We start from the raw sequence: 26,346 nt of genomic DNA, 5'->3' as shown, positions 1-26,346 counted from the left end.
CGGGGTCAGGCCGCAACCGGCTCGGCGACGGGGGTGTTCTTCTTGCTCGAGGCGTAGCGCTTGAGGGCGATCACGGCGAGGGCCGAGACGACCGTGCCGACGAGGACGGCGAGGATGAACATCACGACGTTCCCGATGGCGAAGAAGACGAAGATGCCGCCGTGCGGGGCCTGCGAGGTGACTCCGGTGCCCATCACGATCGCCCCGGTGACGGCCGATCCGAGCAGGGACGCGGGGATGACACGCAGCGGGTCCGCTGCAGCGAACGGGATGGCGCCCTCCGAGATGAACGCGGCGCCCAGCAGCCAGGCAGCCTTGCCGTTCTCGCGTTCCGCGAGGGTGAAGCGACGGCGGTCGATGATCGTGGCGAGCGCCATGGCCAGGGGTGGCACCATGCCGGCCGCCATCACCGCGGCCATGATCTGCCACGGTGCCTGGTTGTCGATGGAGCCGGCGCTCAGGCCGGCGACCGCGAAGGAGTAGGCCACCTTGTTGACGGGGCCGCCGAGGTCCACGGCCATCATGAGCCCGAGGATGACGCCGAGGCCGACCGCCGCGGTCCCGGTGAGGCCGGAGAGCCAGTTGTTCAGGCCTACCGTGATCGCAGCGATGGGTCCGCCGAGCACGAGGAACATCAGGCCCGAGGCCACGATCGACGCCAGGAGCGGGATGATGACCACGGGCATGAGGCTCCGCAGCCAGCGGGGCACGGAGAGGCGCCCGATCATCAGGGCGACGTAGCCGGCGAGCAGGCCGCCGACGATACCGCCGAGGAAACCCGCATCCATGAAACCGGCGACGGCACCGGCGACGAACCCGGGCGCGATGCCGGGACGGTCGGCGAGGGCGTAGGCGATGTAGCCGGCGAGGGCGGGCACCAGGAACCCGAGGGACAGCTGTCCGATCTTGAACGCCACCGCACCGAGGTATTCGGCGAGCCCGCCGGCCGGGAGGTTCGCGAGGCTGTTCTCGAGGACCACGGCGTCGGCCGTCTCGGTGATGAGGTAACCGCCGAGCAGGAAACCCAGGGCGATCAGCAGGCCGCCGCCGGCGACGAAGGGGATCATGTAGCTGACGCCGGTGAGCAGTGCGCGCTTGAGGGTGCTGCCGATGCTGTCCCGGCCGCCCTCGTCGTCGGTCTGGTCGTCACCGCCGGCGGTGCCGGCGACCCTGCGGGCGTTCGGATTCCCGGCGGCAGCCAGGGCTTCCTCGACCATCTCGCCCGGTTCGTCGATGCCCCGCTTGACGGGTGCACTGATGACCGGGAGGCCGGCGAACCGCTGCTTGTCCCGGACATCGACGTCGACGGCGAAGATGACGGCGTCGGCCGCCGCGATGACCGACGGATCCAGGGGGGTGGCGCCCGAGGAGCCCTGCGTCTCGACCTGGAGGTCGATGCCACGCTCCTTGGCCGCGGCGACGAGGGAGTCGGCGGCCATGTAGGTGTGCGCGATCCCCGTGGGGCAGGCGGTCACCGCGACCAGCCGGCGGACCTTGGTGTCGGTCGAGCGGCCGGCGTCGACGGCGGGACCGGTGGCGTCCACCCCGGCAGGCGTGGTGCCCAGGGTGGCTGCCGCCTCGTTCGTGCGGGCACTGTCCCCGGCCGACGGTCCGCCCGGACCGGCGGCGCCTGCCGCATGGGCGCCGGCACCGACGGTCGCCGCGTCCCCGATGCCGAGGGCTCCGTTGACCAGCGCGACGACGTCGGCGGGCGTCTCTGCGGCACGGAGGGAGGCGGTGAAGTCCTTCTTGATGAGCGAGCGTGCCAGCTTGGACAGGAGTTTGAGGTGCTCCTGGTCCGCGCCGTCCGGCGCGGCGATGAAGAAGACGAGGTCCGCGGGGCCGTCCTTGGCGCCGAAGTCCACCGCCGGCGCCAGGCGCGCCATGGCGAGCGTCGCCTCCGAGACCGCCGTGGAACGGCAGTGCGGGATGGCGATGCCGCCCGGGACCCCGGTCGAGGTCTTCTCCTCCCGGGCGAGGGCGTCGGCGTACAGGCCGTCCACTTCCGTGGACCGCCCCTGTGCGGCGACCTGCTCCGCGAGATACCGGATCACCGAGGAGCGTTGTGTCCCCAGGTCCTTGTCCAGAGTCACAAGCTCCGGCGTGATGAGTTCGGACATCAGAATTCCTCCTGTGCTGTCGGTCCAGCGTTGGATCCGACGGCGCTTGGTTCGATCACGGGCAGCGTGACCATGAGTGGAGTGACCGCGACTGCGGCCGGCGTTGTCTGGTCGAGCGATGGAACGGTGGAGCCCGGTAGGGATGCGGCCGCCGATCCGTGGGCAACGGCCTGGCGCAGGCAGTTCTCCGGGAGTTCGCCTGCGCTGTGCGCCAGCAGGTAACCGGCCAGGGCGGAATCTCCCGCGCCGACCGTGGAACGCGCCGTGACCGGCGGGTGCACGGCGTGCCAGGCCCCCGCGTTCGTCACGAGCAGGGCACCCTTGGAACCAAGGGTCGCCAGTACCGCTCCCACCCCCGCGGTGATGAGCACCGCGCAGGCCTTCGCGGCCAATTCATGGTCCAGCTCCAGCTGGTCACCCGTGCCGATGCCCGTCAGCTCGCTGAGCTCCTCGGCGTTGGGTTTGAGCAGGTCCGGCGCCGGTACCCCGGCGGCGGCCTCGATCAGGGGTTCGCCCGACGAGTCGATCGCGACCCGGGGCGCCGACGGTCCGTACGCCTCCCGGACCGCGGCGGTGATCCGCGTGTAGAAGGTCGGCGGTACGCCCGGCGGCAGGGAGCCGGCGAGGACCAGCCAGTCGGCTCCGCTGCTCTCGGCCACGACGACCGCGAGCAGTTCCTCGATCTGTGCGGCGGAGAGCTCGGGGCCGGGCTCGTTGATCTTCGTCGTCGTACCATCGGGTTCGGTGATCGCCGTGTTGGTGCGGAGGCCCGCGCCGATCGGCAGATTGCGGAAGGGGACGGAGACGCCGCGCAGGCCCGCCAGGACCGCGTCGTCGTCGTCGCCCGGAAGGACGGCCAGCGTGCTGACGCCGGACATGGCCAGGGCGCGGCTGACGTTCACACCCTTGCCGCCTGCCTCCTGCACCACATGGGTGGCGCGTTGGACGGCTCCGCGGGTCAGGGGCGCGCCGAGTTCCACGGTGCGGTCGATGCTGGGATTCGCGGTGAGGGTCAGGATCACGCGACGATCACCTCCACATCGGAATCGGCGAGTGCATCCGCAAGGGTTCCCCGGGGTGCGCGGTCGGTGATGAGTGCATCGATATCCTCCAGGTAGGCGAAGCTGATGAGGGATTCCTCGCTGAACTTCGACGAATCGGCCAGGAGCACCACGCGGCGTGCCGAGCGCACGATCGAGGTCTTCACCGCCGCTTCGTCGACGTCGGGCGTGCTGAGGCCGAAGCCGGCCGTGATGCCGTTCGCCCCGATGAAGGCGACGTCGGACCGCAGGCGGGCGAAGTGCGCGACCGTGCTGCTCCCCACGGCTGCGCTGGTCAGGGCTCGTACGCGTCCGCCGACGAGTTCGACGCTCAGGCCCGCGCTGGAGACGAGTGCGGCGATCGGGACGGAATGGGTGACGACCGCCAGTCCGGGCCGCGCCTCGTCGACGAGCAGTTCTGCCAGGGCACCGGTGGTGCTGCCGGCGTCGAGCACGACGGCTCCCGTCGCGGGAGCCATGGCGAGCGCGGCCTCGGCGATGCGCTTCTTCTCGGGGGAGTGCTGCGCGGCCCGGCTCGACAGGCTCGATTCATTGGTGGTCGCCCCGCTGCCGGCGATGGCCCCTCCATGGACCCGGCGCAGGACGCCGTCGTTCTCGAGGAGGGCGAGGTCCCTGCGGACCGTCTCCTTGGTGATGCCGAAGCGTGAGGAGAGGCCGGCGACCGTGACGCGGCCGTCTGCGGAGACGAGTTTGCTGATCTGGCGATAGCGCTCTTCCGCGAACATGAGGACCTCGTTGTCTCCGGCCGAGGTCAGGACCTCGAGATGTGGTTCGATCTTTGTTTGAGTGACTATATCTTTGCTTCGCTCACCGGGTCAAGACCTTTTCGGTGGTAATCAAACGGGAACACAGATGAAGAAGGGCCGGACGTGAACGTCCGGCCCTTCTGTCCCTGGTGGTGCCGACGGGCTGTCAGAGCCCGGTGTCGCGGGACTCCCTGCGCGTGATGGTCTCGCCGGTGTTCGGATCCACGACGGACCGCGACTCCGAGACGCGCGCCTGCCGGCGCGGAGCGGCCAGGACGAGCGAGGCGATGAGCCCGATCACGCCGACCGCCATCAGGATGTAGCCGACGAGTGCCAGGTCCACGACGCTGACCTGCACGCGGATGGCGAAAGCAAGAATTGCACCCAGTGCAATAAGAAAAATAGATGAACCGATTCGCATTAGAAAAACTCCTCCGGTATGTCTTTGTTGGCAGTTTCGAGAGAATTCCCCAGCGGTTTCACTGACTCTGCCGCATACTCCCGAGGCGGCCCGCTCACACCTATCATACGGTCGATCCGCCGTAAAACCCGGTTCGGCGCCCCGGTCGGACGTCCCGTCGAGTCATGCAACGGTTCGGGAAAGATTCATCCGAAAGCCTTGATAAGCGGGATTAGCGTGGTGCTAGGATTGCACCCTAAGCATGCTGATGAAGTACAGTTGCAGTTAGTTGCACTTCGATGCACCGGAATATCCGACAGCAACTCGTCCCCGGACGGGTGGCTCATCACTCAAGGAGCACCACATGAGTTTCATCGCATTCCTTATCCTCGGCCTCATCGCCGGCGCGCTCGCCAAGCTGATCATGCCCGGCAAGCAGGGCGGCGGCATCATCGTCACCATGATCCTCGGCGTCATCGGCGCCTTCCTGGGCGGCTTCATCGGCGGCAGCATCCTCGGCATCAACATGGGCAGCACGTTCTCCCTGCCGTCCATCCTGTTCGCCGTCCTGGGCGCGCTGATCGTCCTCTTCATCTACGGTCTCATCACCGGACGCAAGGGCTCGCGCGTCTAGCACGCACCACGTAGCTGCACCGTGGGGGAGCGGCTGCGAGAAGGGCGTCACCGCGAAGCGGTGGCGCCCTTCGCCTGTCCGAGCCCGACCGACCTGTCGGCGGGTCACTGCCGGGCGGGGCGACGCCAGGAGCAGAAAGTCCACCGGCAGTGCCACGCGCCCATCTACACTCGATTCGCATCCACCCAGCCGCGGAAGGACCATCATGTTTGGCCGGAACAAGGAGAACCCAGCCGTCAAGGCTGCCAACGGGACGCTGTTCGACAAGGACGGCAACCCGAAGCCTGCGATCCTGCGCGGGATCGAACGCGCCCTGGACGTCCAGCGGCCGCTGATCCTCTCCAACCTGGACCGGCTCCGCCGTCGCAACCCGGAGGCGTCCCCCGCGGAACTGGCCCGCCTGCTCGAGCGCGACTACCTGCGGGCGACGACGGCCGCGGGCGCTGCTGTGGGAGCGACGGCGGCGGTTCCCGCCGTCGGGACCCTGGCCTCCCTCGGACTCTCGGCGGCCGCGACCGTCGGCTTCCTCGAGGCCACAGCACTCTATGCCGAGTCCATCGCGGAACTGCACGGGGTCAAGACCGACGATCCTGAGCGTTCGCGCGCCATGGTCATGGCGATCCTGATGGGCGAGGAGGGCACGGCGCTGATGCGCTCCATCCTCGGTGCGTCCGCGGGACAGGGTGCCCCCCAGTACTGGGGGCAGCTGGTGAACAAATCCGCACCCTCCTCGCTCGTCAGGACGGTCACCGGGTCCATCAGGCGGCGCTTCCTCAAGAAGTTCCTCGCCAAGCAGGGCGGATTCATGCTCGGACGAGCCCTGCCCTTCGGCGCAGGGGCCGTGATCGGCGGGACCGGCAACCACCTCATGGGCAAGGCCGTCATCCGCACCACCCGCGAGGCCTTCGGTCCGCTGCCGCAGACCATCCCGGGCGAGCTGGCCGACGTGCTGCAGTTGCCCCCGCAGGGAAGCGACCAGAAGCAGGCCTGACCGCGGCGTCCGGTACCGGTGCGCCCGGGTAGGGTACGGGGCCGGGCCTACCCGAAGATCGCGTGGGCGATGGTGAAGATGAGCAGGCCCGCCAGCGAACCGACCACCGTACCGTTGATGCGGATGAACTGCAGGTCCTTCCCGACCTGCAGTTCGATCTTCCGTGACGTCTCCTCCGCGTCCCAGCGCCCCACCGTCTCCGAGATGACGCCGGCGATCTCGCTGCGGTAGGTGCGCACGGCGTACGAGGCGCCGTCCGCGATCCAGCGGTTCACCTTCCCTGCCAGCTCGGCGTCGTTCGCCAGGCGCGAGCCGAAGTCGCGGACCGCCGCCTTGAAGTTGGACGTCAGCTCGCTGTCCGGGTCGTTCACGGCCTCGAGGAGCGCGTTCTTGATGGTGGCCCAGGTGCGGGCCGTCAGGTCGCGGACACGGGGGTCGTCGAGCAGCTGTCCCTTGATCTCCTCGGCCTTCGCGATGGTCTCGGGTTTGTGCTGCAGATCCTGCGCGAGGTCCCGGAGGTACTTGTCGATCGCGAGGCGGACATCGTGCTGCTGGTCGTCCTGCACCGCCCGGATGAACTTCGACAGTTCCGCGTGCACGCGGTCACCGACGACGCCGTCGACCAGGCGCGGGACCCAGGTCGGCGAACGCTGCGCGACCACCCGCGTGACCACCGCGTAGTTCGCGTCCACCCAGTCACCGGCGCGGTCCACGAGCAGGTCCACGAGGCGGTGGTGGTGCCCCTCGGCGAAGATGCGTTCCGCGATGCTCCCGATGGGCGGCCCCCACGGTGGCTCGAGCAGATGACTGCGGACCATGGACTCGATCACGCCCTGGACGGCGTCGTCGTTCAGGACGGTGAACATCCCCCGGATGAGGGCCGCGCCCTCGACGGCCACGCGGTCGGCGCTCTCGGGCTTCTCCAGCCAGGCGCCGGCCTTCTGGGCGATCCGGGCGGAATCGAGCTTGGCACGCACCACGTCCTCGGACAGGAAGTTCTCCTCGACGAACTGGCCGAGCGATTCGCCGATCTGGTCCTTCTTCCGCGGGATGATCGCGGTATGGGGGATCTTCAGCCCCATCGGATGCTTGAACAGGGCCGTGACGGCGAACCAGTCGGCCAGGGCGCCCACCATCCCACCCTCGGCCGCCGCCCGCACGTACTGCAGCCAGGGATAGGCGTCCTGCAGGGCGAAAGCCACCACGAAGATGACGGCCATGACCGCCAGCAACCCGGTCGCCAGGAGCTTCATGCGTCGGAGGGCGGCCGCCCGCTCCGTATCGGTGCCGGTCATCTGAGCATTCACGCTCCCGAGTCTATCGAGGCCGTCCCGGCGGGCACCGCGGTCCCTGCATCCGTGGTGCGCCGATCCGGTGGTCACGTACCGTGTTAGGGACACCATCGACGACTCGAAGGGACGGTCCGTGCCTCCTGTGATCTTCGCCCACCGCGGCAGTAGCGGCACCTACGCGGAGCACACACGCGCCGCCTACCTGCAGGCCCTCGCGGACGGCGCGGACGGCGTGGAGTGCGACGTGCACCTGAGCCGGGACGGACAACTGGTGTGCATCCACGACACGACACTGGATCGCACCACGAGCGGCTCGGGCGACGTCGCCGACCTGACCCTCGAGGAACTGCGCCGGCTCGATGCCTTCTCCTGGAAGGGGGCGAGCGTCCCTGCGGAGTTCGGCGGCGAGACCGACCAGTTCCTCTCCTTCGCGGACCTGCTGCTCCTGCTCCGCCGTGCGGGCCGCCCGATCCGGCTCGCCGTCGAGCTGAAGCATCCGAGTCCGTTCGGACTGCGGCTGGAGGAGGCCCTGATCGCGTTCCTCATGGACGAGGGCTGGGACCCGGAATCCTCGATGCTCGGCAGCATCGAGGTCAGCTTCATGAGCTTCAACCCCGACTCCATGCGGCAGCTGGCGGAGTCGGTGCCCCACCACCTGCTGTGCCAGCTCGTCTCCGACATCCGGCCGAAGGAGGTCCGCGAGGCGCTGCGTTTCGGTTCGATCGCCGAGGGGGCCCTGATCAACCTGCTGCACAGGGCGCTGAAGGAGGGCGAGGCGCTGATCGACCACCAGGAGGTCGGGATGGCGGGCCCGGGCATGAAATACATCCGGGCCCACACGGAGCGGGTGCGCCGCTGGATCCAGGAGGGCGTGATCGTGAGGGCATGGACGGTCAACAAGATCGAGGATGCCCTCTTCCTCGCCGAGCTGGGCGTGCAGGAGATGACCACCGACTACCCGGCGCGGATACGCTCCGCCTTCCGGAGCGACGACGAGTAACCACCCCACCCCGGGACGCTGTGGTTGAGTGGGGGGATGCAATCACCGATCGAGGATTACGCACTCGTCTCCGACCTCCACACCGGTGCGCTCATCTCCCGCGACGGCAGCGTGGACTGGCTCTGCCTGCCCCGGTTCGACTCCGAATCGGTGTTCGCCGCGATGCTCGGCACCCCGGAGCACGGCCGCTGGCTCGTGGCACCCTCGTCCGCGGGGGCGGAGGTGGTGGAGCGCAGCTACATCTCCTCGACCTTCGTCCTCCAGACCCACTGGAGGACCCCCGAGGGTGAGGTGCTGGTCACCGATTTCATGCCGGTCACGGACCGCCGGGCCAACGTCGTGCGGCGGGTCCAGGGCCTCCGCGGGACGGTGACGGTCCGCCAGGAACTGGAGATCCGCTTCGGCTACGGCGATATCGTCCCGTGGGTCAGCCAGGGGACGGACGACGGCGTCCCGGTGCTCCTGGCCATCGCCGGGCCCGACGCGCTGCTGCTGCGGGGACCCCGGCTCCGGGCCTCGGACCATCGCCACGAGGGCACGTTCGACGTGGCCGAGGGCGACGTCGTCGACCTCGAACTCGTCTGGTACCCCTCCCACCGCGAGAAGCCGCCCGCCCGCGATGTCGACGACGCCCTGGACAGCACCATCAGCTACTGGCGTGCCTGGGGGGCGAGCTACGTGAACGACGGCGAGTACGCCGACGCCGTGCAGCGCTCGCTCCTCGTGCTGCGCGCGCTCACGCACGAGGACACCGGCGGCATCGTCGCCGCTCCGACGACGTCGCTGCCCGAGCAGTTCGGCGGCTCCCGCAACTGGGACTACCGCTTCTGCTGGCTCCGCGATGCGGCGCTCACGCTCGAGGCCATGATGACGCACGGCTACGCGGAGGAGGCCCTGGGCTGGCGCAACTGGCTGCTGAGGGCCGTGGCGGGGGACCCCGAGGACCTGCAGATCATGTACGGGCTGGCCGGTGAACGGTACCTGCCGGAACGCGAACTCGACCACCTGCCGGGCTACGCCGACTCGGCTCCCGTGCGCGTGGGGAACGGCGCGGTGAAGCAGTACCAGGCCGACGTGGTCGGCGAGGTCATGGTGGCGCTGGAGAAACTGCGCGGGCACGGCACCACGGAGGACAGCTTCTCGTGGCCGTTGCAGCGCGCACTCCTGGGCTTCGCCGAGAAGCACCTCCACGACCGCGACCACGGCATCTGGGAGATGCGCGGCGATCAGCAGTACTTCACGCATTCACGCGTGATGATGTGGGCGGCGTTCGACTGCGCCGTGCGCGCCGTGCGCGACCACGGGCTGAGCGGGCCGCAGGACCGGTGGACGGAGATCCGGGACGGACTGCGCGCGGAGATCATGGAGCGGGGCTTCCGTGCCGACCTGAACTCCTTCACGCAGGTGTACGGCGGCACGGAGGTGGACGCCTCGCTGCTGCAGTTGCCGCAGGTGGGGTTCGTCGAGTTCGACGATCCGGCCATGCTCGGTACCGTGGCGCGCATCGAGCAGGACCTGTTGAACGGGCAGGGCCTGCTGCTGCGCTACCGGACGCACAACTCCGACGACGGCCTCGAACCGGGGGAGCACCCGTTCCTCGCCTGCTCCTTCTGGCTCGTCGAGCAGTACGCGCACAGCGGCCGCCTGGGCGAGGCGAAGCGGCTCATGGACCAGCTGGTCGGCTACTCGAACGAGCTCGGCCTGCTGTCCGAGGAGTACGACGCCGAGTCGGGCCGCATGGCCGGCAACTTCCCGCAGGCGTTCTCGCACCTCGCCCTCGTACGGGCGGCCGACGCCCTGCAGATGGCCGGCGGCGAGGCCGGGTCCCACGAGTCGATGGCCCGGGAGTAGCCCGGACCATCGACCGCGAATCGTCGTCGTCCTGGGATCAGACTGTGACGCCCTGCGGCTTCAGGACCACCTTGATGGTGCCGTCGGTCTTCTTCTGGAAGTTCCGATAGGCCTCCGGTGCCTCGTCGATCGAGACCTGGTGCGTCATCAGGTCGGTGACGCCCAGCGGATCCGAGGGCTCCTCGACGATCGGCAGGAGCTCGTCCGTCCAGCGGCGCACGTTGCACTGGCCCATCCGGAACTGGAGCTGCTTGTCGAACATGTTGAGCATCGGCATGGGGGTGGCGGCGCCGCCGTAGACGCCGCTGAGGGAGATGGTCCCGCCCCGGCGGACCGCGTCGATCGCCGAGTGGAGGACGGTCACGCGGTCGCTGCCGCCGGTCTCCATGACCTTCTGCGCGAGCTTGTCGGGCAGGATGCCGACCGCGTTCTGGGCGAAGGCACCGACGGGCGAGCCGTGGGCCTCCATGCCGACGGCGTCGACGACGGCGTCCGGGCCGCGGCCGTTCGTCATGCTGCGCAGCTCCTCCGCGGTGTTCTTCGTGAAGTCGATGGTCTCGATACCGTGGCGCTTGGCCATGTCGCGGCGCTCTGCGACGGGTTCGACGGCGATGACACGGTGGCCGAGGTACTTGCCGATACGGGCCGCGAACTGGCCGACCGGCCCGAGGCCGTAGACCGCGAGGACGCCGTCCTTCGGCACATCGGCGTACTGCACGCCCTGCCAGGCCGTCGGCAGGATGTCCGAGAGATAGAGGTAGCGCTCGTCGGGCAGCTCCGAGCCCACCTTGACCGGGCCGTAGTCGGCGAAGGGCACCCGGAGGTACTCCGCCTGCCCGCCGGGCACCGAGCCGTAGAGCTCCGAGAAGCCGAACAGGGCCGCGCCGGATCCTGCCGAGTGGACCTGGGTCGTCTCGCACTGCGACTGCAGGCCGCGCTTGCACATGAAGCAGTAGCCGCAGGAGATGTTGAACGGCACCACCACGCGGTCACCGACCTTGAGGTTGGTCACGCCCGCGCCGACTTCCTCGACGATGCCCATGGGCTCGTGCCCGAGGACGTCCCCCTTGTGCATGTACGGGCCGAGGACCTCGTAGAGGTGGAGGTCCGAGCCGCAGATCGCCGTCGAGGTGATCCTGATGATCGCGTCCGTGGGCTCCTGGATCGTGGGGTCGGGTACGTTCTCCACGCTGACGTTGCGCTTGCCCTGCCATGTCACTGCCTTCATGTGGCGCTCCTCCGGTTAGTAAGTAGGCTTTCCTTTCCTACTATTCACCCCTTCGACACGAATGGGAAGCCGGGCAGCACCTCGCCTAGCCTTGACGCGTGGTGCTCTTCCAATCTCCCGCGGTGCGCGTCGCCCTGTCCGTGGCCATCGCGACCGGGCTCTACGGGCTCTCGTTCGGCGCGTTGTCCGTGGCTGCCGGCCTCGACCTCCTGCAGACCATGGCGCTGAGCCTGCTGCTGTTCAGCGGCGGCTCCCAGTTCGCCTTCATCGGCGTGATCGCCGGCGGGGGGAGCGGGATCTCGGCGATGTCCGCGGCGGCCCTGCTCGGGATCCGGAACGGGGTGTACGGGATGCAGGTCAACGTGCTGCTGCGTCCCTCGCGCTGGCGGAAACTGGCGGCGGCGCACGTCACCATCGACGAGTCGGTGGCCACGGCAACGAGCCAGACCGACCCGGCCGAGCAGCGCCGCGGCTTCTGGGCCGCGGGCATCGGCGTCTTCGTGCTGTGGAACCTGTTCACGCTCGGAGGTGCGCTCGCAGGCAGTGCCATGGGTGATCCTGCCCGGTGGGGGCTCGACGGCGCGGCGGTCGCCGCGTTCCTCGGCCTGCTCTGGCCCCGGATCCGGGCCCGCGAGCCGGCGGCGATCGCCGTCGTCTGTGCGGTGGTGACGCTCCTCGCCGTCCCGTTCGTCCCACCCGGTGTACCGATCCTGATCGCCGCGGTCATGGCTGCGGTCCTGGGACTCGCGGGTCTCGGACCGGCGACAGAGGGCCTCGAGCCCGACGTCGAGCCCTACCCCTCCGGGTCGGACGGCGACGCGCCGGGCCCGGGGTCGGGAACCCACCCGGCGAAGCACTCCGGTGGCCGCGGAGCCGGCGCATGAGCCTTTGGGGGTGGATCCTGCTGGCGTGCGCGATCTCGATCGCCACGAAGTTCGTGGGGTTCCTCGTGCCGGCGAAGCTGCTCGACAATCCGCGGATGCTGCGGGTCGCGGGGTCACTGACGATCGGCCTGCTCGCCGCCCTGACGGCCGTGAACACCTTCGCTTCGGGACAGGTACTCGTGGTCGATGCGCGGATCGCGGCGCTGGCCGCCGCTGCGCTCGCGCTCTGGCTGCGCGCGCCGTTCCTCGTGGTGGTGGCGGTCGGGGCGCTCGCCGCCGGTCTCGCACGGCTGCTGGGGGCGGCGTAGGGCCCGGACCGCCGACCCGGTCGTCGTCCGCCCACTGAAGAGCTCCGTCCAGTGGGCATGGTCGAACATGCCCACTGATCGAACCGGTTCAGTGGGAGCGACGCGGCAGCGCGCGGCCTCGTCGTCCGCCCGATGCCCGGATCAGGCGGCCGTGCGCGGCGCGAACATGATCAGCGCGACACCGACCAGGCAGACCGCCGAACCGAGGAGGTCCCAGCGGTCGGGCCGGAATCCGTCGACGAGCACGCCCCACGCCAGTGATCCCGCCACGAAGACGCCGCCGTAGGCCGCGAGGATCCGCCCGAAGTTCGGGTCCGGCTGCAGCGTCGCCACGAACCCGTACGCGCCGAGTGCCATGACCCCGAGGCCCGCCCACCACAGCGGCCTGCCCTCGCGGACGGCCTGCCAGATGAGCCACGCACCGCCGATCTCGGCCGCCGCGGCCAGCACGAACAGGAGGGTCATGCGCAGGATCGTCATGGTCCCAGTGTGCCGGAGCCCCGTTGCAGGCGCCCGTCGGCAGGATGCACCCGACGACGACGGGTGGATGTCCGGCGGGTCAGCGGCAGGAGGGGAACGCTAGGACCCGCTGACGACGGGTGGATGTCCGACGGGTCAGCGCCAGGAGGGGAACGCTAGGACCCGTTGACGACGGCGGCTGTCGCCTCCGCGATCGCCGCCTCCTCGTCCGTCGGCACCACGAGGACGGGGAAGGCCGACGACGCCGTGCTGATGACGCGGGCCTCCCTGCTGCGCTTTTCGTTCCTGGCCTCGTCGAGCTCGAGGCCGAGGGCACCGAGCTTGGAGACGACGGCGCTGCGGAACGCTCCGGCGTTCTCGCCGATACCCGCGGTGAAGACGAGTGCCTGGGCGCCGCCGACCGCCACGTGGTAGCCGCCGACGTACTTCGCGAGGCGGTAGGAGGCCACCTCGATCGCGAGCTGCGCCCGATGCTCGCCCGCGTCCGCGGCGTCCGCCACCGACCGCATGTCGTTGGTGCCCGCCAGCCCCTTCAGGCCGCTGTTGCGGTTCAGGAGGGTGTCGAGATCCTGCTCGGTGTACCCCTCCCGCAGGAGGAACAGCAGGATGGACGGGTCGATGTCGCCGGAACGTGTCCCCATCACCAGTCCCTCGAGGGGCGTGAAGCCCATGGACGTGTCGATGCTCTCGCCGTCGCGCACGGCCGTGACGGAGGCGCCGTTGCCGAGGTGGGCGATCACGCCGGTGAAGGCGTCCGTGCCGAGGAGTTCCGCCGCGCCACGCGCGACGTACGCGTGCGAGGTCCCGTGGAAGCCGTAGCGGCGGATGCCGAACCGCCGGTACAGCTCGTCGGGGACGGCGTAGCGCCAGGCGTGCTCGGGCAGGGTGCGGTGGAACGCCGTGTCGAAGACGGCCACCTGCGGCATGTCCGGCCACTTCTCGGTGATGGCGCGGATGCCGGTGACGGCTGCGGGATTGTGCAGGGGGGCCAGCGGGTTGAGGCGCTCGATGGCTCGCGTGATCTCGTTGTCGATGAGGACCGGCTCACTGAAGCGCTCGCCGCCGTGCACCACGCGGTGTCCGACGGCGTCGATCCCGCGATCGCCGAGCGCTGCCGCCACCTCGCCGTCCACACGGTCGAGGGCGGCCGCGTGGTCGGGTACCTCGGCCTCGCCGATGCGCTCCACGAGGCCTTCCGCGAGGACGTCGTCGCCCTCGCGCACCTGGTACTTGAGCGAGGACGAGCCGGAATTGATGACGAGGATGATCATGGGGTCCTGTCTGGGAGGCGGGAGGCGGGAGGCGGGAGGCGGGAGGTCGGGAGGCGGGGGATCAGGGGGCTGCGGGCTGCTGGGCCTGCACGGCGGTGATGGCGACCGTGTTCACGATGTCCTCCACGGTGCAGCCGCGGGAGAGGTCGTTGACGGGTTTGCGCAGGCCCTGGAGTACGGGCCCGACGGCGACAGCGCCCGCGGACTGCTGCACCGCCTTGTAGGTGTTGTTGCCGGTGTTGAGGTCCGGGAAGATGAAGACCGTCGCCTGCCCGGCGACGGTGGATCCGGGCAGCTTCGAGGCGGCGACGGAGGCGTCGACGGCGGCGTCGTACTGGATGGGGCCCTCCACGGCGAGGTCGGGCCGCTGCTGCCGCACGAGTTCGGTGGCGCGCCGCACCTCGTCCACGGCGCCGCCGCTGCCGGACTCGCCCGTCGAGTAGGAGAGCATCGCGACGCGGGGCTCGACCCCGAACTGGGCTGCCGTCTCGGCCGAGGCGACCGCGATGTCCGCGAGCTGCTCCTCGTTGGGGTCCGGGTTCACCGCGCAGTCGCCGTACACGAGCACGCGGTCCTGCAGCAGCATGAGGAACACGGAGGAGACGATCTTCACGCCGTCCTTCGTCTTCACGAATTCGAGGGCCGGCCGGATGGTGTTCGCCGTCGTGTGCGCGGCGCCGGACACCATGCCGTCCACCCTCCCCAGCTGGACCATCATCGTCCCGAAGTATGCCCCTTCGAGCATGCGTTCGCGGGCCTGGTCGACGGAGACGTTCTTGTGGGCGCGGAGCCGGGCGTACTCGGTGGCGAATTCCTCGCGCAGCGGTGAGGTGGAAGGGTCGACCAGCGTGAGGCCCGTCAGGTCGATGCCCTGGCCCGACGCCAGTTCGCGGATGCGGGCCTCCGGGCCGAGGATCGTGAGGTCGCAGACGTCGCGGCGCCGGAGGATCTCGGCGGCCTTGAGCACGCGCACGTCCTCGCCCTCGGGGAGCACGATGTGTCTCCGCTCGGACCGAGCGCGCTGGATGAGCTCGTGCAGGAAGCGCAGCGGCGTCATGCTGACGGGCCTGGGGAGTTCGAGCCGCTCCAGCAGTTCGCTCTCGTCCACCTGCCGCGCCCAGGCGCCGAGCGCGGCAGCCGCCTTGCGGCGCAGTCCGCTGGCGATCTCGCCACGGACCTCGCTGACGCGCCGCGCGGCGGTGTAGGTGTCGTCGTCGAGCGCGAAGACGGGGAACGGTGCCTGCGCGAGGAGGGCGAGGATGTTGGGATCAGGCGCGAGCCCGCCGGTCAGGAACAGCGCGGAGGGCACCGGGAACTCGGGGGAGAACGACGACGCCAGGGTGGCCACGAGCACGTCCGCGCGGTCGCCGGGCACGATCACGAGGGCGCCGTCCCGGAGGAGGTGCAGGAAGTTGCCGACGTTCATGGCGGCCACCCGGATGCTCGTGACGTCACGCTCGAGGTTCGAGTTGCCGGCGATCTGCCGGGCGCCCAGCTCCGCGGAGACCTCGGAGACCGTGGGCTGGGAGATCTCGGCGAGTTCCGGGATGACGTAGACGGGGCGGCCCGAGCGGCCGGGGCGCACCTGCTCGCTGATGGCGGTGACGGCGTCGTCGGCGGCGCGGTTGACCATCATCGCGAGGAGCGACACCTTGGCCGCGTCGAGTTCGCGGCGGGCGACGTCGACGGCGTCGGCCGCCTCCTCGACGGACATGCCCTTGGCGCTGACGACGGCGAGCACCATGGCCCCGAGGTTGTTGGCCAGGCGCGCGTTGAGGTCGAACTCGACGGCCGCGTCGTTGCCGGAGAGGTCCGTGCCCTCGACGATCACGACGTCGCACTCCGCGGCGATCTCGCTGTAGATGGCGACGCAGCGGGCATCGATCTCGGCGCGGTCTCCCGTGACCAGCAGGGCGCGGGCCTCCGCCCGGGTGAGGCCGCCGCGGGCACGGCTGTCCGGGAGGTCGAAGGCCCTCTGCATGAGCCGCACCATCGGATCCGCGGCGGGGTCGCCGCCCTCCACGATGGGCCGGAAGAACCCGACGCGGTCGGCGTGCCGGTGCAGCATGTCGGCCAGGCCCAGGGAGATCAGGGACTTGCCGGAGCCGTTGGTCATGGCGCTCACATATATTCCGCGGGTCATGGGCCCAGTCTTGCAGGGTCCCCGGACACCCGCCATAACGGGTGTCACGTCGGCGGGGTCCGCCTCCCGCCGCTACACGTCGGGGGCGACCGCGACGGGTGGCAGGTGTCGGGGCACGTTCCCGCGCAGGGATCCCGCCGACCCTTGACCTGCAGGGAGACCGGGCGTAACGTACAACCACATGGTTGTAGGAAGCATCAGCGAGGACGAGGTGGACCGCCTGTTCCAGGCGCTCGCCGACGCGACACGGCGGGACATCGTGGCGCGCGTCCTGGTCGCCGAGTATTCGGTATCCGGCCTGGCCGAGCTGTACGACATGAGTTTCGCGGCAGTGCAGAAACACGTGGCCGTCCTCGAGCGGGCCTCCCTCGTCACCAAGGAGAAACGCGGACGGGAGCAAATCGTGCGGGGAGAGATGGACGGCGTGCAGAACGCACGGCGCCTGCTCGACGACTACGAGAGGATCTGGCGGCGACGCGTCGACCGGATCACGGACATCCTCGCCGAGGATGCCGAGGATGAGCACTAGGAAGGCAGCATCATGACCGTCATCAGCACCGAGAAGGACACCGAGGCGCTCACCTTCCGCCTCGTCGCCGAGTTCGACGCCGGCGTCGAACGCGTCTGGCGGATCTGGGCCGATCCGACGCAGCTGCAACGCTGGTGGGGACCGCCCACGTGGCCGGCCACCTTCGACACCTACGAGTTCGAGGAAGGCGGGCGTGCCGCCTATTTCATGACCGGGCCCGACGGCGAGAAGGCGCGGGGGTGGTGGCGGATCACGGCCCTCGAGCCTCCCCGCCTGATCACCTTCGTGGACGGGTTCGCGGACGAGAACGGCGACCCCGTGCCGGACATGGGTGAGACGACGGCCACCGTCACGCTGGAGGATCTCGGCGGACGCACGCGCATGACCATGACCACGGCGTTCGGGTCCGTCGAGCAGCTCACCCAGATGGTCGAGATGGGCATGGAGGAGGGCCTTCGCGAGGCACTCGGGCAGGTGGACGCGCTCCTCGCGGAGGACGTCCCGGTCTGACGGTCGTCCGGGTGGCGACACCCGGACGCCCGGGACGCTCAGCGGGCACGGAAGGCGCGGAGAGCGCCGCCGCTCCCCATGCGGGGGCGACGGCGCTGTCCGGCCCTAGGCCGTGGCGGTCTTCGGCTTCCGGTTGGGCAGGGCGAGCCGGAAGATCTTCGCCCAGGTGGAACCGACCTGCTTGGGCAGGGGACCGGTGGTGTAGGGCAGGCCGTAGCGGGTGCAGATCTCGCGGACCTTGACCGCGACCTCGGCGTACCGGTTGGACGGCAGGTCGGGGAAGCAGTGGTGCTCGATCTGGTGGGACAGGTTGCCCGACATGAGGTGCATGAACTTGGAGCCGGAGATGTTCGCCGAACCGATCATCTGGCGGACGTACCAGTCGCCGCGCGTCTCGCCGTCGACCTCCTCCTCCGTGAAGGTGTCCGTACCGTCGGGGAAGTGGCCGCAGAAGATGATCGCGTGGGCCCAGAAGTTGCGGATGGCGTTGGCGGCGAGCGTTCCGTAGAGGGCCTGCTTGCCGGAGCCGGTCAGCATGGCGACGGCGGGAGTGGCGGCGTAGTCCTTGGAGAACTGCTTGAGGACCTTGACGCCCACGGCCTTGAGGTCGCGGTTCATGGCCTCCCTGGACTTCAGGCCTTCCTTGTACTCGGGGATCTCCAGGTCGTAGAGGGCGATGCCCCACTCGAAGACCGGGGCCAGGACGGCGTTGTAGAGGGGATTGCCGAGGTTGAAGGGGCGCCACGGCTGGTCGGGGTCCATGCGGAGGAGGTTGTATCCGATGTCCCGGTCCTTGCCGATGACGTTGGTCCACCGGTGGTGCAGGTCGTTGTGGGTGTGCTGCCAGGATCGGGCCGGGGTGACGAAGTCCCACTCCCAGGTGGTCGAGTGGATGTCGGGATCGCGCATCCAGTCCCACTGGCCGTGCAGCACGTTGTGGCCGATCTCCATGTTCTCGAGGATCTTGGCGATGCTCAGCATCGCCGTGCCCGCGAACCAGGCGGGCTTGTACTTGCTGAACAGGAGGGCGCCGCGGCCCGCGAACTCCAGGCTCCGCTGCACCTTGATGACGCGGCGGATGTAGGCGGCGTCGGTCGCGCCGCGCTTGGCGAGGATCTCGTCGCGCACGGCGTCGAGCTCGCGCCCGAGGGCCTCGACCTGCTCGTCGGAGAGGTGCTTGGCGGCGTCGGGGCGGACCAGGGGGTGGCCCGAGGCGGCAAGGGCGCCGGGGCGGGTGAGCGTGGTGGTCATGGGGACTCCTCTGGTGGGGGACTAAAGGTCGAGGTTCACGGGCCCGGCGGCTGCCGAGACGCAGGTCTGGATGAGCTGGCCGGGGGCGTTGTGCAGTTCGCCGGTGCGGAGGTCCCGGACCTGTCCGGACCGCAGCGGGATGAGGCAGCTGTGGCAGATGCCCATGCGGCAACCGCTCGGCATGAGGATGCCGGCGTCCTCGCCGATGTCGAGCAGCGGGGTGTCGCCGTCGGCCTGGACCTCGCGGTCGGACTGCTCGAAGGTGACGAGCCCGCCGTCGTGCCCCGCACCCGACGTGAGGTCGGTGCTGAAGCGCTCGATGGTCAGGGTGGCGGTGCCGGTGGCCTCCGCTCCGACGCCCGCCGTGACGCTCGGTACCGACCGGGCCTGTTCGAGCGCGGCTTCGCGCTGCCACAGGTCCTCCGCGTCGTTCAGGAAGCCTTCGGGGCCACAGGCGTAGGCGGCACGTGAGCGCCAGTCCGGGCAGAGCTCGGCGATGGTCCTGGCCGTGAATTCGAGCCTTCCGCGGGCGCTCGTGAACCAGTGCCGGACGGTGAGGTTGGGGAACTGGTCCGCCAGTTCGTCCAGCTCCTCGCGGAACACGCTCTTCTCCGGTGTGCTGTTGGAGTCGATGAGCACGACGTCGGCGTCCGGCCGGCGCGGGATCAGCGTGCGGATCATGGACATCACCGGTGTGATGCCGCTGCCCGCCGTGAGCATGAGCAGGGACCGGGGGTGCTCGGGCAGGACGAAGTCGCCCTGGGGCGGAGCGAGGAACAGGACGTCACCCGGTTTGGTGTCGCGGACCAGCACGTGGGACACCGAGCCGGCATCCTTCACCGTGATCGCGGGATCGTGTCCGGCAGCATTGCTCAGCGAGTAGGAGCGCCACTGGCGGACACCGTCGAGTTCCACGCCGATGCGCGCCCACTGGCCGGCCTGGTGGGCATGCCAGCCGTTGCCGGGGCGGAAGTGGATCGTGGCGGAATCCTCGGTCTCGCGCACCACGCGGGTGACGACACCGCGGAGCTGGCGGGACGAGTACACCGGGTTGAACAACGCAAGGAAGTCTTCCGGTGTGAGGGGGGTGGTCAGCGCGGATGCTGCACGCGCCAGCTTCTTGAGCCGGATCATCTCACCAACGATATAGCCTCTCCCGCTAAAAATCTTCACCCGGGGCATACAGTTGAGGGAGAAGGTTTATCGTTCCGCAATAGATGGGGGTCGTCCACGTGGGTTCTGACGAGGTATCGGTCGCTCCACCCGAGCCGCCGTGGCTGGCTCTTCCCCCCGGTGTCAGCGACCGGCTGCGTCCCCTGACGCCCGATCTGGTGGAGGCCATCATCCAGGCGGTGCCCCAGCTGGTCCCGGCCTACGCCCGGCCGATCGAGGGCGGCTTCGGACGCGGTCTGCGCCTGGGTGTGGCGGTCGCCCTGGAGCGGTTCCTCGAGTTGCCCGGCACGAGGCTGCCCGCCCTGTCCGACCAGAGCCGCCAGCTGGTGGCGGGCCTCGGCCGCGGCGAATTCCGGCAGGGACGCAGTATGGATTCGTTGCTGGGCGCGTACCGGATGGGGGCGCGCGTGACGTTCCGGGAGATGTCGCGCCGCTCCATGGAGGAGGGCCTGGGGTCCGCCGTCGTCGTCGACCTCGGCGAATCGATCATGGCGTACATCGACGAGCTCTCCGCCGTGAGTGCCGAGGCCTACGCCTTCGAGCAGTCCGAACGCGCGGGCGCTGTCGATCGCCGTCGTGCCGAACTGCTGGAACTGCTGCTGCTGGGGCAGGCGGACGAGACGGCGCTGCGGCAGGCGGCGTCGCTCGCCGACTGGGCGGTGCCCGCGCAGCTCGCCGTCGTCACCCTGCCCCTCGAGCGCGCGCAGGGACTGCGCCAGCGTCTCGGTCCGGGGGCGATCGTCATCGAACGGGAGACCGACGCCGTCGCCCTGGTCCCCGAGCGGGGGCCGGCCAGCCGCGCCGATCTCGAGCGCGTGCTGGCGGGCAGGAGCGCGGCCGTCGGGCCGGCGGGCGGGATCCGGCAGGTCGCGGAATCTCTGCGCCTCGCGGTCCTCGCCGCATCCATGCTGCCGCCACGTGAGGGCGAGGACGAACCACCGGTCTGGGCCGACGAGCACCTGACCGAGGTGGTGCTCGCGGCGGAGCCATCGGCGGTCGGCGAACTGGCCCGGCGGCGGCTCGCGCCACTGGCCGGACTGCCCGCCAACCAGCGGGAGAAGCTGGAGGAGACGCTGCTGGCCTGGCTGCGGCACTGGGGGCAGCGCGCCCCGATCGCCGACGAGCTCGGGATCCATGCCCAGACCGTCGGCTACCGCGTGCTGCAGCTGCGCGAGCTGTTCGGCGAGGACCTCAGGGACCCGAAGGCGCGCTTCGAACTGGAGATCGCGCTGCGCAGCGACCGGAAGGTGCCCGCCTAGTCCCCGCCGTAGGTGGCGGACGTCCAGAGGTGGAACAGGGCGTAGGCGCGGTAGGGACGCCATGCCTCGGAGCGGCGTCCGGCGTCCCGGATGTCGGAGTTGCCCATCGCGCGCCGTGCCACGAGGTCGCCCGGCGTGAAGGCGTCCGGGTCGCGGAGGACGCGCACGGCGAGGTAGTCGGCGGACCAGGGGCCGATGCCCGGGATGGCGAGCAGCTCCCTGCGCAGGGCGGCGTGGTCGCCGTCGGGATCGAGGGACAGGCCGTCGGCGACGGCGCGTGCCACGTTCTGCACGGTCGCGGCCCGCGTGCGGGTCACTCCGACGGCGGCCCGCAGCTCCTCGGGAGGTGCCGCGGCGATCGCCTCCGGGGATGGGAAGAGCGTGAGCTCCGTGGACGACGCCGTGCCGTAGGCCGCCGCGAGCCTCCCACCGAAGGTCGCACCCGCGGCGACGGACACCTGCTGCCCGAGGACCGTCATGACCGCCGCCTCGAACGTCTCCGGATAACCGACCGCCCGCAGACCGGGGCGCCTGCGCACGAGCGGGCCGATCAGCGGATCGCCGCCGAGGGCCCGGACGACGGCGTCCGTGTCCGTGTCGAGGTCCAGCCACCTGCGGGTGGCGCGCACGAGATGTGTGAACTCGACGTCGTCGTCCGTGTCCGCGATGAGTTCGACGTCGTCGGGCCGCACGGTGACCGTCACGCGGCACGGGCCGCCCCGCGTGGCGAGCAACCGGGTGTGCGACCGGCCCGCCCGGTCCGTGACCTCGCAGCCGGGGATGGCGTGGTTGGCGAGGATCGCGGCCATCGGTCCGGCGTCGAGGGCGCCGTTCGGGGTGAGGACCGCGGTGCGGCTCACGGGAGGATGGCGTCCACGTAGCCGCCGTCCACGCGGACCGCGGCGCCCGTGGTGGCCGAGGCGAGCGGCGACGCGAGGTAGGTGACCAGGTTGGCGATCTCCTGCGGCTCGATGAGGCGCTCCAGCAGCGACTGCGGACGGTGGTCCCTCATGAACTGCCGCTGGGCGTCCTCCCACCCGAGGTCCCTGTCCACGAGCTGGTACACGAAGTCCTCGACTCCGCCGGTGTGCGTGGGGCCCGCGATGACCGAGTTCACCGTGACGCCCGTCCCGCTCGCCTCCTTCGCGAAGCCGCGCGAGACGCCCAGCAGGGCCGTCTTCGAGACGCCGTAGTGGATCATCTCCGCGGGGATGGCGACGGCGGAATCGCTGGCGATGTACTGGATGCGACCCCAGCCCGCCGCCGTCATCCCGGGCAGGTAGGACCGCGTGAGGCGGACGGCGGTGAGCACGTTGACCTCGAAGTAGCGGCGCCACTCGGCGTCGTCGATCTCCAGCGCCGGCCGGGCGCCGAAGATGCCGAGGTTGTTGATCAGGACGTCCACGGCGGGGAGGACGCCGAGCGTCGTCGCGACGCCGTCGTCCGTGGTGACGTCCGCGGCGACGGCGACGAGGTCCGCCTCGGGCACGTCCCTGCGGATCCCCTCGATGGCGCGGGCGACACTGCGGTCGCTGCGGCCGTTGACGCCCACCCGGGCGCCGGCGGCGGCCAGGGTGGTGGCGATCGCCAGGCCGATCCCCTGCGTGGATCCGGTGACGAGGGCGGTCTTTCCGCTGAGGTCGAGGGCCAATGCCATGGAAGCTCCTGGGGCGTTCGGGACGGGGTCGGTCCCACCCTACGACGGCTGGGCGGGTGGGCGTCCCGGCAGCCTCCGCCACGTCCCGTCCACATATCACGTCCGGGCCGCCGCGTCACATCGGGATCCGATTCGACGTGCCGTCGACGGATGGAGAAAAGTACCAGTCGCAGCAGGTATATTGCACCCGGTATATGGAATACTTCCGCCTCCTCCGAGGTTGAGAGTGGCATCTGGGCGTACTTCCCGCCCACAGAAGGAGATCTACCCCCATGGCAACCGATTACGACGAACCACGCGTTCGCCCGGAAGACCAGCCCGCCAACGAGTCCCTCGAGGCGATCCAGGCACAGCGCAGCGCGACCACGCAGACGGCGTTGATCGATGTCGAAGACGGCGAGACCGCCGAAGGCATCGACCTCCCCGGGGCCGACCTCTCGCACGAGGAACTCCTCATCCAGGTCATCCCGCAGCAGGAGGACGAATTCACCTGCATGTCCTGCTTCCTGGTGCACCACCGCAGCCAGCTTGCGCGCGAGAAGAACGGCGACAAGTTCTGCACGGAGTGCGAGGGCTGACAGCACCTCCGGACGTACGAAAGCCCCCGGCCACCCGGCCGGGGGCTTTCTCCGTTGCTGCGGGTCCCGTACCGGCCCGGCCGTCCGGCCACAGTACGGTGGTGGCATGAATCCCACGCACGTCCTGGTCCTGCCCGGAGGCGGCTACACCATGCTGTCCGACAACGAGGGCGAGGTCGTCGCCGAGCGGCTCCGCTCCTTCGGCCTGTCCGCAGGCGTCTTCGACTATCCCGTCGGGACCCGCCATCCCGGGCCGCTCGACGCCGTCCGCGCCGAGATCCGGCGCCTGCGGGCGGCGGGCGTCGAGCGGTTGGCGGTCCTCGGGTTTTCCGCCGGCGGGCACCTCGCGGGACATGCCGCCCTCACACCCGCCGGAGCCGACGAGCGCGTCGATGCCGCCGTGCTCGGCTACCCGGTGGTGTCCATGGAGCTCGCCACGCACAGGGGCTCCCAGGACGAACTGCTCGGGCCCGATGCGGGGGTCGAGGTGCGGCGGGCCACGTCCCTCGACCGCCTCGTCACGCCCCACGCCCCGCCCTTCTTCGTCTGGCACACCGCCGAGGACGAGGCCGTCCCCGTGCAGCACGCCTACCTGCTGGCCCAGGCGCTCGCCGCCCACGCCGTCCCCCACGCCCTGCACGTGTTCACGGAGGGGGAACACGGCCTCGGGCTGGCCGAGGGTCGCGGTGCCACGGAGCAGTGGAGCCGGCTGGCGGCCGACTGGCTCCTGGCCCGGGGCTGGTGACGGCCCGGCCCCTGCCGGCGGGCGCGACCCGGTGATCGCGCAGACCGTCGTGGCGCTCGGCCCGGTGATCGGCCTGATCGCCCTCGGCTACGCGCTCCGCTCGCGCGCCTTCCTGGCGCCGGCGTTCTGGCCTCCGGCGGAGCGCCTGTGCTACTTCATCCTGCTGCCGGCACTGTTCATCAGCGGCACGGCGACCGCGGACCTCGCGGGCCTGCCGATCGCCCTGATGGCGCCGGTCCTCGCCGGGCCGGTGGTCCTGACGGCTCTGGGGCTCGTCGTCGCCCAGCGCCGGCTGGACCTCGACGGCCCGGCCTTCACCTCCGTGCTGCAGGGCAGCATCCGTTTCAACAACTACCTCGGTCTCTCGATCGCCCTCGCCCTGTTCGGGTCCGACGGCGTCGCGCTCGCCGCCATCGCGAACACCGTCCTCGTCCCGCTCGTCAACGTCCTCTGCACACTCGCCTTCGCGCGCTACGGGGCGGAGCGGCTGACGGTGGGCGGCACGGTCAGGAGCATCGCCACCAACCCGCTGATCCTCGGCTGCGGCATCGGGATCCTGCTGAACGCCACCGGCGTCGGCCTCCCGCCGGGGGTCGGCGGCTTCCTGCGGACCCTGGGCAGTGCGTCGCTGCCGCTGGGACTCCTGTGCGTGGGAGCGGCGCTCGAACTCCGGAGCATGGGACGGAACATCGGGGCCGTGGCGCTCGCCACCGTGGTGAAGTTCACGGTGCTGCCGGGGCTCGGGATCGCCGGGTGCCTGCTGCTCGGGCTCACCGGTCAGCCCGCGGCGACGGTGATCCTCTTCCTCTCCCTGCCCACGGCGTCCTCCGCCTACGTCATGGCGCGGGCCCTGGGCGGTGACGCACGCCTGATGGCCTCCACCATCACGCTGCAGACGGTGGCCGGGGTGCTCTACCTGCCCGTGGTGTTCCTGGTCATCCGGGTGCTCACCGGCTGAGGGCACGCCCGCCGAACTGCTCCTCGAGCTCGTGCAGGTCGAGGTCGCAGTCCCTGTCGGACCCCCGGAACGTCCTGCGGTAGGCCGCCGGACTCACCCCGAGGGCCTTCTGGAAGTGGTGCCGCAGCAGGACGGCCTGACCGAACCCCGACGCGCGGGCGACGGCGTCGACGGTCAGGCGGGTGCTCTCGAGCAGGGACTGCGCGCGCAGGAGCCGCTGGCCCGTGAGCCACGCGACGGGCGTGGTCCCGGTCTCCGCCCGGAAGCGGCGCGCGAACGTGCGTTCGCTCATGTGCAGGCGCTGCGCCAGCGCCCCCACGGAGATGTCCTGGTCCAGGTGGTCCGCGAGCCAGAGGAGGAGTTCCTCCATCGAGGCCCCGCACTCGGTGGGGATGGGCCGTTCGATGAACTGGGCCTGGCCCCCCTCGCGGTGCGGCGGGACCACCATGCCGCGGGCGATCGCCGTCGCCGCCTTCGGCCCGAACTCCTGCCGGACGAGGTGCAGGCTCGCGTCGATGCCCGCCGCGGTGCCGGCGCTCGTGAGGATGGTGCCGTCCTCCACGTAGAGGACGTTCTCGTCGACGCGCGTGCGCGGATAGGCCTCGGCGAGGCTGCTGGTGTAGCGCCAGTGCGTCGTTGCGCAGCGGCCGTCCAGCAGGCCCGCCTCGGCGAGGGCGAAGGCGCCCGAGCACACGGAGAAGATGCGGGCGCCGCGGCGGTGGGCGGCGCGGAGGGCGTCGAGGACGGCGTCGGGCACCGGGTTCCGGGACGGGAACGGCGCCATGATGACGAGGTCGGCGTCGTCCACCCCCGTGAGGTCGGAATCGACGCGGAGGGCGACGCCGGACGTCGTCCGCACCATCCCGGGTGCCGGTGTGCAGACGCGGAAGTCGAAGGCGGGGAGGCCGACGCCGAGGTCGGACCGGTCGATGCCGAACACCTCGCAGACCACCCCGAACTCGAAGAGGGACAGGTCCGGCAGGACGATCACGGCGACCGTGGTGAGCATGCCAGCAGTATGGCAGCTTTTGAGCGCTAGAGGTCCTTCCTGCCACTCTTTTTCCGGCTGCGACAGGATCAGGATCGAGGCATGACTCTCCTCCTGATTCTCCTCGCCATCGCCCTTGTCGTCCTGCTGGTGCGGCACCTCCTCCGACTGGTCGGCGCCGACGCACCCTCGGCCACGCCGTCCTCGCACGCGGACTGGAGCGTCGGTACTCTGCCCAGCTCCGCCTACTCGCTCCGGCATGACGCCTAGGCCGCGGACAGCGGGTCCG

27 protein-coding genes are annotated in these 26,346 nt (G+C 70.2%); 13 read left to right on the top strand and 14 right to left on the bottom strand.

From position 1 onward, the window contains the following. Positions 1-5: 5 nt before the first annotated feature. From ACX80U_RS10810 to ACX80U_RS10795, 4 genes are all read right to left on the bottom strand, one after another. Entirely contained in the window at positions 6-2,120 is a 2,115-nt protein-coding gene (locus ACX80U_RS10810) for a PTS fructose transporter subunit IIABC (RefSeq protein ID WP_459268399.1), read from the bottom strand. Beyond that, positions 2,120-3,142, bottom strand: coding sequence for a hexose kinase (locus ACX80U_RS10805; RefSeq protein ID WP_133080117.1), 1,023 nt, complete (start codon positions 3,140-3,142; stop codon positions 2,120-2,122). Before ACX80U_RS10805 ends, ACX80U_RS10810 begins: the two co-directional genes overlap by 1 nt. Further along, complete coding sequence (locus ACX80U_RS10800; protein ID WP_459268398.1) at positions 3,139-3,906, bottom strand: DeoR/GlpR family DNA-binding transcription regulator; 768 nt, start codon at positions 3,904-3,906, stop codon at positions 3,139-3,141. The genes ACX80U_RS10805 and ACX80U_RS10800 overlap by 4 nt, the downstream gene beginning before the upstream one ends. Before the next feature lie 187 nt (positions 3,907-4,093). Next, positions 4,094-4,348, bottom strand: a complete 255-nt coding sequence (locus ACX80U_RS10795; protein ID WP_133080119.1) for a DUF6458 family protein — start codon at positions 4,346-4,348, stop codon at positions 4,094-4,096. A 343-nt stretch (positions 4,349-4,691) separates the two neighbouring features. Between ACX80U_RS10795 and ACX80U_RS10790 the strand changes: the two genes are divergently transcribed. After that, positions 4,692-4,961, top strand: coding sequence for a GlsB/YeaQ/YmgE family stress response membrane protein (locus ACX80U_RS10790; protein WP_208739152.1), 270 nt, complete (start codon positions 4,692-4,694; stop codon positions 4,959-4,961). 205 nt (positions 4,962-5,166) lie between these two features. Further along, positions 5,167-5,952, top strand: coding sequence for a hypothetical protein (locus ACX80U_RS10785; RefSeq protein ID WP_459268397.1), 786 nt, complete (start codon positions 5,167-5,169; stop codon positions 5,950-5,952). Between the two features lie 47 nt (positions 5,953-5,999). Here the strand turns inward: ACX80U_RS10785 and ACX80U_RS10780 are convergent, their stop codons facing one another. Beyond that, on the bottom strand, positions 6,000-7,247 hold the full coding sequence (locus ACX80U_RS10780; protein WP_459268455.1) for a DUF445 domain-containing protein: 1,248 nt from the start codon (positions 7,245-7,247) through the stop codon (positions 6,000-6,002). A gap of 130 nt (positions 7,248-7,377) precedes the next feature. Here ACX80U_RS10780 and ACX80U_RS10775 point away from each other — a divergent pair, with 130 nt between their 5' ends. Together ACX80U_RS10775 and ACX80U_RS10770 are read left to right on the top strand one after the other, a co-directional pair. Then, positions 7,378-8,244 (top strand): glycerophosphodiester phosphodiesterase, encoded by an 867-nt coding sequence (locus ACX80U_RS10775; protein WP_459268396.1) that lies wholly within the window; start codon positions 7,378-7,380, stop codon positions 8,242-8,244. 18 nt (positions 8,245-8,262) lie between these two features. Then, on the top strand, positions 8,263-10,095 hold the full coding sequence (locus ACX80U_RS10770; RefSeq protein ID WP_459268454.1) for a glycoside hydrolase family 15 protein: 1,833 nt from the start codon (positions 8,263-8,265) through the stop codon (positions 10,093-10,095). A gap of 37 nt (positions 10,096-10,132) precedes the next feature. On the opposite strand, the gene ACX80U_RS10765 is transcribed toward ACX80U_RS10770, so the two are convergent. Then, positions 10,133-11,323 (bottom strand): zinc-dependent alcohol dehydrogenase, encoded by a 1,191-nt coding sequence (locus tag ACX80U_RS10765; protein WP_459268395.1) that lies wholly within the window; start codon positions 11,321-11,323, stop codon positions 10,133-10,135. Positions 11,324-11,421: 98 nt separating this feature from the next. Between ACX80U_RS10765 and ACX80U_RS10760 the strand changes: the two genes are divergently transcribed. Together ACX80U_RS10760 and ACX80U_RS10755 are read left to right on the top strand one after the other, a co-directional pair. Beyond that, positions 11,422-12,207 carry an AzlC family ABC transporter permease gene (locus tag ACX80U_RS10760; protein ID WP_459268394.1) on the top strand — a complete coding sequence of 262 codons (786 nt, stop codon included), beginning with the start codon at positions 11,422-11,424 and terminating at the stop codon, positions 12,205-12,207. Continuing rightward, positions 12,204-12,515: an AzlD domain-containing protein gene (locus ACX80U_RS10755; RefSeq protein WP_459268393.1), complete on the top strand. Its 312-nt coding sequence runs from the start codon at positions 12,204-12,206 to the stop codon at positions 12,513-12,515. Before ACX80U_RS10760 ends, ACX80U_RS10755 begins: the two co-directional genes overlap by 4 nt. A 141-nt stretch (positions 12,516-12,656) precedes the next feature. Here the strand turns inward: ACX80U_RS10755 and ACX80U_RS10750 are convergent, their stop codons facing one another. From ACX80U_RS10750 to pta, 3 genes are all read right to left on the bottom strand, one after another. Next, on the bottom strand, positions 12,657-12,995 hold the full coding sequence (locus tag ACX80U_RS10750) for a YnfA family protein (protein WP_133080128.1): 339 nt from the start codon (positions 12,993-12,995) through the stop codon (positions 12,657-12,659). Positions 12,996-13,150: 155 nt separating this feature from the next. Next, the gene (locus tag ACX80U_RS10745) at positions 13,151-14,266 is read right to left on the bottom strand and encodes an acetate/propionate family kinase (RefSeq protein WP_459268392.1); all 1,116 of its coding nucleotides are present in this window, start codon (positions 14,264-14,266) and stop codon (positions 13,151-13,153) included. A 61-nt stretch (positions 14,267-14,327) separates the two neighbouring features. After that, positions 14,328-16,409 carry a phosphate acetyltransferase gene (pta, locus tag ACX80U_RS10740; RefSeq protein ID WP_208739158.1) on the bottom strand — a complete coding sequence of 694 codons (2,082 nt, stop codon included), beginning with the start codon at positions 16,407-16,409 and terminating at the stop codon, positions 14,328-14,330. A gap of 181 nt (positions 16,410-16,590) precedes the next feature. Here pta and ACX80U_RS10735 point away from each other — a divergent pair, with 181 nt between their 5' ends. Further along, complete coding sequence (locus ACX80U_RS10735; RefSeq protein ID WP_459268391.1) at positions 16,591-16,938, top strand: ArsR/SmtB family transcription factor; 348 nt, start codon at positions 16,591-16,593, stop codon at positions 16,936-16,938. A 12-nt stretch (positions 16,939-16,950) separates the two neighbouring features. Continuing rightward, positions 16,951-17,448, top strand: a complete 498-nt coding sequence (locus tag ACX80U_RS10730; RefSeq protein ID WP_459268390.1) for an SRPBCC family protein — start codon at positions 16,951-16,953, stop codon at positions 17,446-17,448. A 105-nt stretch (positions 17,449-17,553) separates the two neighbouring features. Here the strand turns inward: ACX80U_RS10730 and ACX80U_RS10725 are convergent, their stop codons facing one another. Both ACX80U_RS10725 and ACX80U_RS10720 read right to left on the bottom strand, forming a co-directional pair. Next, entirely contained in the window at positions 17,554-18,699 is a 1,146-nt protein-coding gene (locus ACX80U_RS10725; protein ID WP_459268389.1) for a fatty acid desaturase family protein, read from the bottom strand. Positions 18,700-18,720: 21 nt separating this feature from the next. Then, positions 18,721-19,833, bottom strand: coding sequence for a ferredoxin reductase (locus tag ACX80U_RS10720; protein WP_459268388.1), 1,113 nt, complete (start codon positions 19,831-19,833; stop codon positions 18,721-18,723). 98 nt (positions 19,834-19,931) lie between these two features. Here ACX80U_RS10720 and ACX80U_RS10715 point away from each other — a divergent pair, with 98 nt between their 5' ends. Further along, positions 19,932-21,131: a PucR family transcriptional regulator gene (locus ACX80U_RS10715; RefSeq protein ID WP_459268387.1), complete on the top strand. Its 1,200-nt coding sequence runs from the start codon at positions 19,932-19,934 to the stop codon at positions 21,129-21,131. On the opposite strand, the gene ACX80U_RS10710 is transcribed toward ACX80U_RS10715, so the two are convergent. Next, positions 21,128-21,991, bottom strand: a complete 864-nt coding sequence (locus ACX80U_RS10710; RefSeq protein ID WP_459268386.1) for a DNA-3-methyladenine glycosylase family protein — start codon at positions 21,989-21,991, stop codon at positions 21,128-21,130. The genes ACX80U_RS10715 and ACX80U_RS10710 overlap by 4 nt on opposite strands. Beyond that, entirely contained in the window at positions 21,988-22,782 is a 795-nt protein-coding gene (locus tag ACX80U_RS10705) for an SDR family NAD(P)-dependent oxidoreductase (RefSeq protein ID WP_459268453.1), read from the bottom strand. The genes ACX80U_RS10710 and ACX80U_RS10705 overlap by 4 nt, the downstream gene beginning before the upstream one ends. A 278-nt stretch (positions 22,783-23,060) precedes the next feature. On the opposite strand from ACX80U_RS10705, the gene ACX80U_RS10700 reads away from it, so the two are divergent. The 3 genes from ACX80U_RS10700 (at position 23,061) to ACX80U_RS10690 (ending at position 25,069) form a co-directional block, all read left to right on the top strand. Continuing rightward, positions 23,061-23,366, top strand: coding sequence for a DUF4193 domain-containing protein (locus ACX80U_RS10700; RefSeq protein WP_087072246.1), 306 nt, complete (start codon positions 23,061-23,063; stop codon positions 23,364-23,366). A gap of 106 nt (positions 23,367-23,472) precedes the next feature. After that, positions 23,473-24,111, top strand: coding sequence for an alpha/beta hydrolase (locus tag ACX80U_RS10695; protein ID WP_459268385.1), 639 nt, complete (start codon positions 23,473-23,475; stop codon positions 24,109-24,111). A 31-nt stretch (positions 24,112-24,142) separates the two neighbouring features. Beyond that, the gene (locus ACX80U_RS10690) at positions 24,143-25,069 is read left to right on the top strand and encodes an AEC family transporter (RefSeq protein WP_459268384.1); all 927 of its coding nucleotides are present in this window, start codon (positions 24,143-24,145) and stop codon (positions 25,067-25,069) included. Here the strand turns inward: ACX80U_RS10690 and ACX80U_RS10685 are convergent. Beyond that, entirely contained in the window at positions 25,059-26,078 is a 1,020-nt protein-coding gene (locus ACX80U_RS10685) for a GlxA family transcriptional regulator (protein WP_459268383.1), read from the bottom strand. The genes ACX80U_RS10690 and ACX80U_RS10685 overlap by 11 nt on opposite strands. 81 nt (positions 26,079-26,159) lie before the next feature. Between ACX80U_RS10685 and ACX80U_RS10680 the strand changes: the two genes are divergently transcribed. Further along, the gene (locus ACX80U_RS10680) at positions 26,160-26,327 is read left to right on the top strand and encodes a hypothetical protein (protein ID WP_459268382.1); all 168 of its coding nucleotides are present in this window, start codon (positions 26,160-26,162) and stop codon (positions 26,325-26,327) included. The last annotated feature ends 19 nt before the right edge of the window (positions 26,328-26,346 follow it).

Source organism: Arthrobacter sp. TmT3-37 (assembly GCF_054510835.1).
This window is presented reverse-complemented; position numbering and strand designations above follow the sequence as displayed.

Excerpts from the sequence above, each read along its gene's own strand:
- ACX80U_RS10700 (WP_087072246.1), top strand. The coding sequence starts at position 23,061 with ATGGCAACCGATTACGACGAACCACGCGTTCGCCCGGAAGACCAGCCC.
- ACX80U_RS10745 (WP_459268392.1), bottom strand. The coding sequence starts at position 14,266 with ATGATCATCCTCGTCATCAATTCCGGCTCGTCCTCGCTCAAGTACCAG.
- ACX80U_RS10735 (WP_459268391.1), top strand. The coding sequence starts at position 16,591 with ATGGTTGTAGGAAGCATCAGCGAGGACGAGGTGGACCGCCTGTTCCAG.
- ACX80U_RS10750 (WP_133080128.1), bottom strand. The coding sequence starts at position 12,995 with ATGACGATCCTGCGCATGACCCTCCTGTTCGTGCTGGCCGCGGCGGCC.
- ACX80U_RS10720 (WP_459268388.1), bottom strand. The coding sequence starts at position 19,833 with ATGATCCGGCTCAAGAAGCTGGCGCGTGCAGCATCCGCGCTGACCACC.
- ACX80U_RS10685 (WP_459268383.1), bottom strand. The coding sequence starts at position 26,078 with ATGCTCACCACGGTCGCCGTGATCGTCCTGCCGGACCTGTCCCTCTTC.
- ACX80U_RS10800 (WP_459268398.1), bottom strand. The coding sequence starts at position 3,906 with ATGTTCGCGGAAGAGCGCTATCGCCAGATCAGCAAACTCGTCTCCGCA.
- ACX80U_RS10695 (WP_459268385.1), top strand. The coding sequence starts at position 23,473 with ATGAATCCCACGCACGTCCTGGTCCTGCCCGGAGGCGGCTACACCATG.
- ACX80U_RS10780 (WP_459268455.1), bottom strand. The coding sequence starts at position 7,247 with ATGACCGGCACCGATACGGAGCGGGCGGCCGCCCTCCGACGCATGAAG.
- ACX80U_RS10680 (WP_459268382.1), top strand. The coding sequence starts at position 26,160 with ATGACTCTCCTCCTGATTCTCCTCGCCATCGCCCTTGTCGTCCTGCTG.
- pta (WP_208739158.1), bottom strand. The coding sequence starts at position 16,409 with ATGACCCGCGGAATATATGTGAGCGCCATGACCAACGGCTCCGGCAAG.
- ACX80U_RS10790 (WP_208739152.1), top strand. The coding sequence starts at position 4,692 with ATGAGTTTCATCGCATTCCTTATCCTCGGCCTCATCGCCGGCGCGCTC.
- ACX80U_RS10765 (WP_459268395.1), bottom strand. The coding sequence starts at position 11,323 with ATGAAGGCAGTGACATGGCAGGGCAAGCGCAACGTCAGCGTGGAGAAC.
- ACX80U_RS10755 (WP_459268393.1), top strand. The coding sequence starts at position 12,204 with ATGAGCCTTTGGGGGTGGATCCTGCTGGCGTGCGCGATCTCGATCGCC.
- ACX80U_RS10795 (WP_133080119.1), bottom strand. The coding sequence starts at position 4,348 with ATGCGAATCGGTTCATCTATTTTTCTTATTGCACTGGGTGCAATTCTT.
- ACX80U_RS10810 (WP_459268399.1), bottom strand. The coding sequence starts at position 2,120 with ATGTCCGAACTCATCACGCCGGAGCTTGTGACTCTGGACAAGGACCTG.
- ACX80U_RS10730 (WP_459268390.1), top strand. The coding sequence starts at position 16,951 with ATGACCGTCATCAGCACCGAGAAGGACACCGAGGCGCTCACCTTCCGC.
- ACX80U_RS10785 (WP_459268397.1), top strand. The coding sequence starts at position 5,167 with ATGTTTGGCCGGAACAAGGAGAACCCAGCCGTCAAGGCTGCCAACGGG.
- ACX80U_RS10725 (WP_459268389.1), bottom strand. The coding sequence starts at position 18,699 with ATGACCACCACGCTCACCCGCCCCGGCGCCCTTGCCGCCTCGGGCCAC.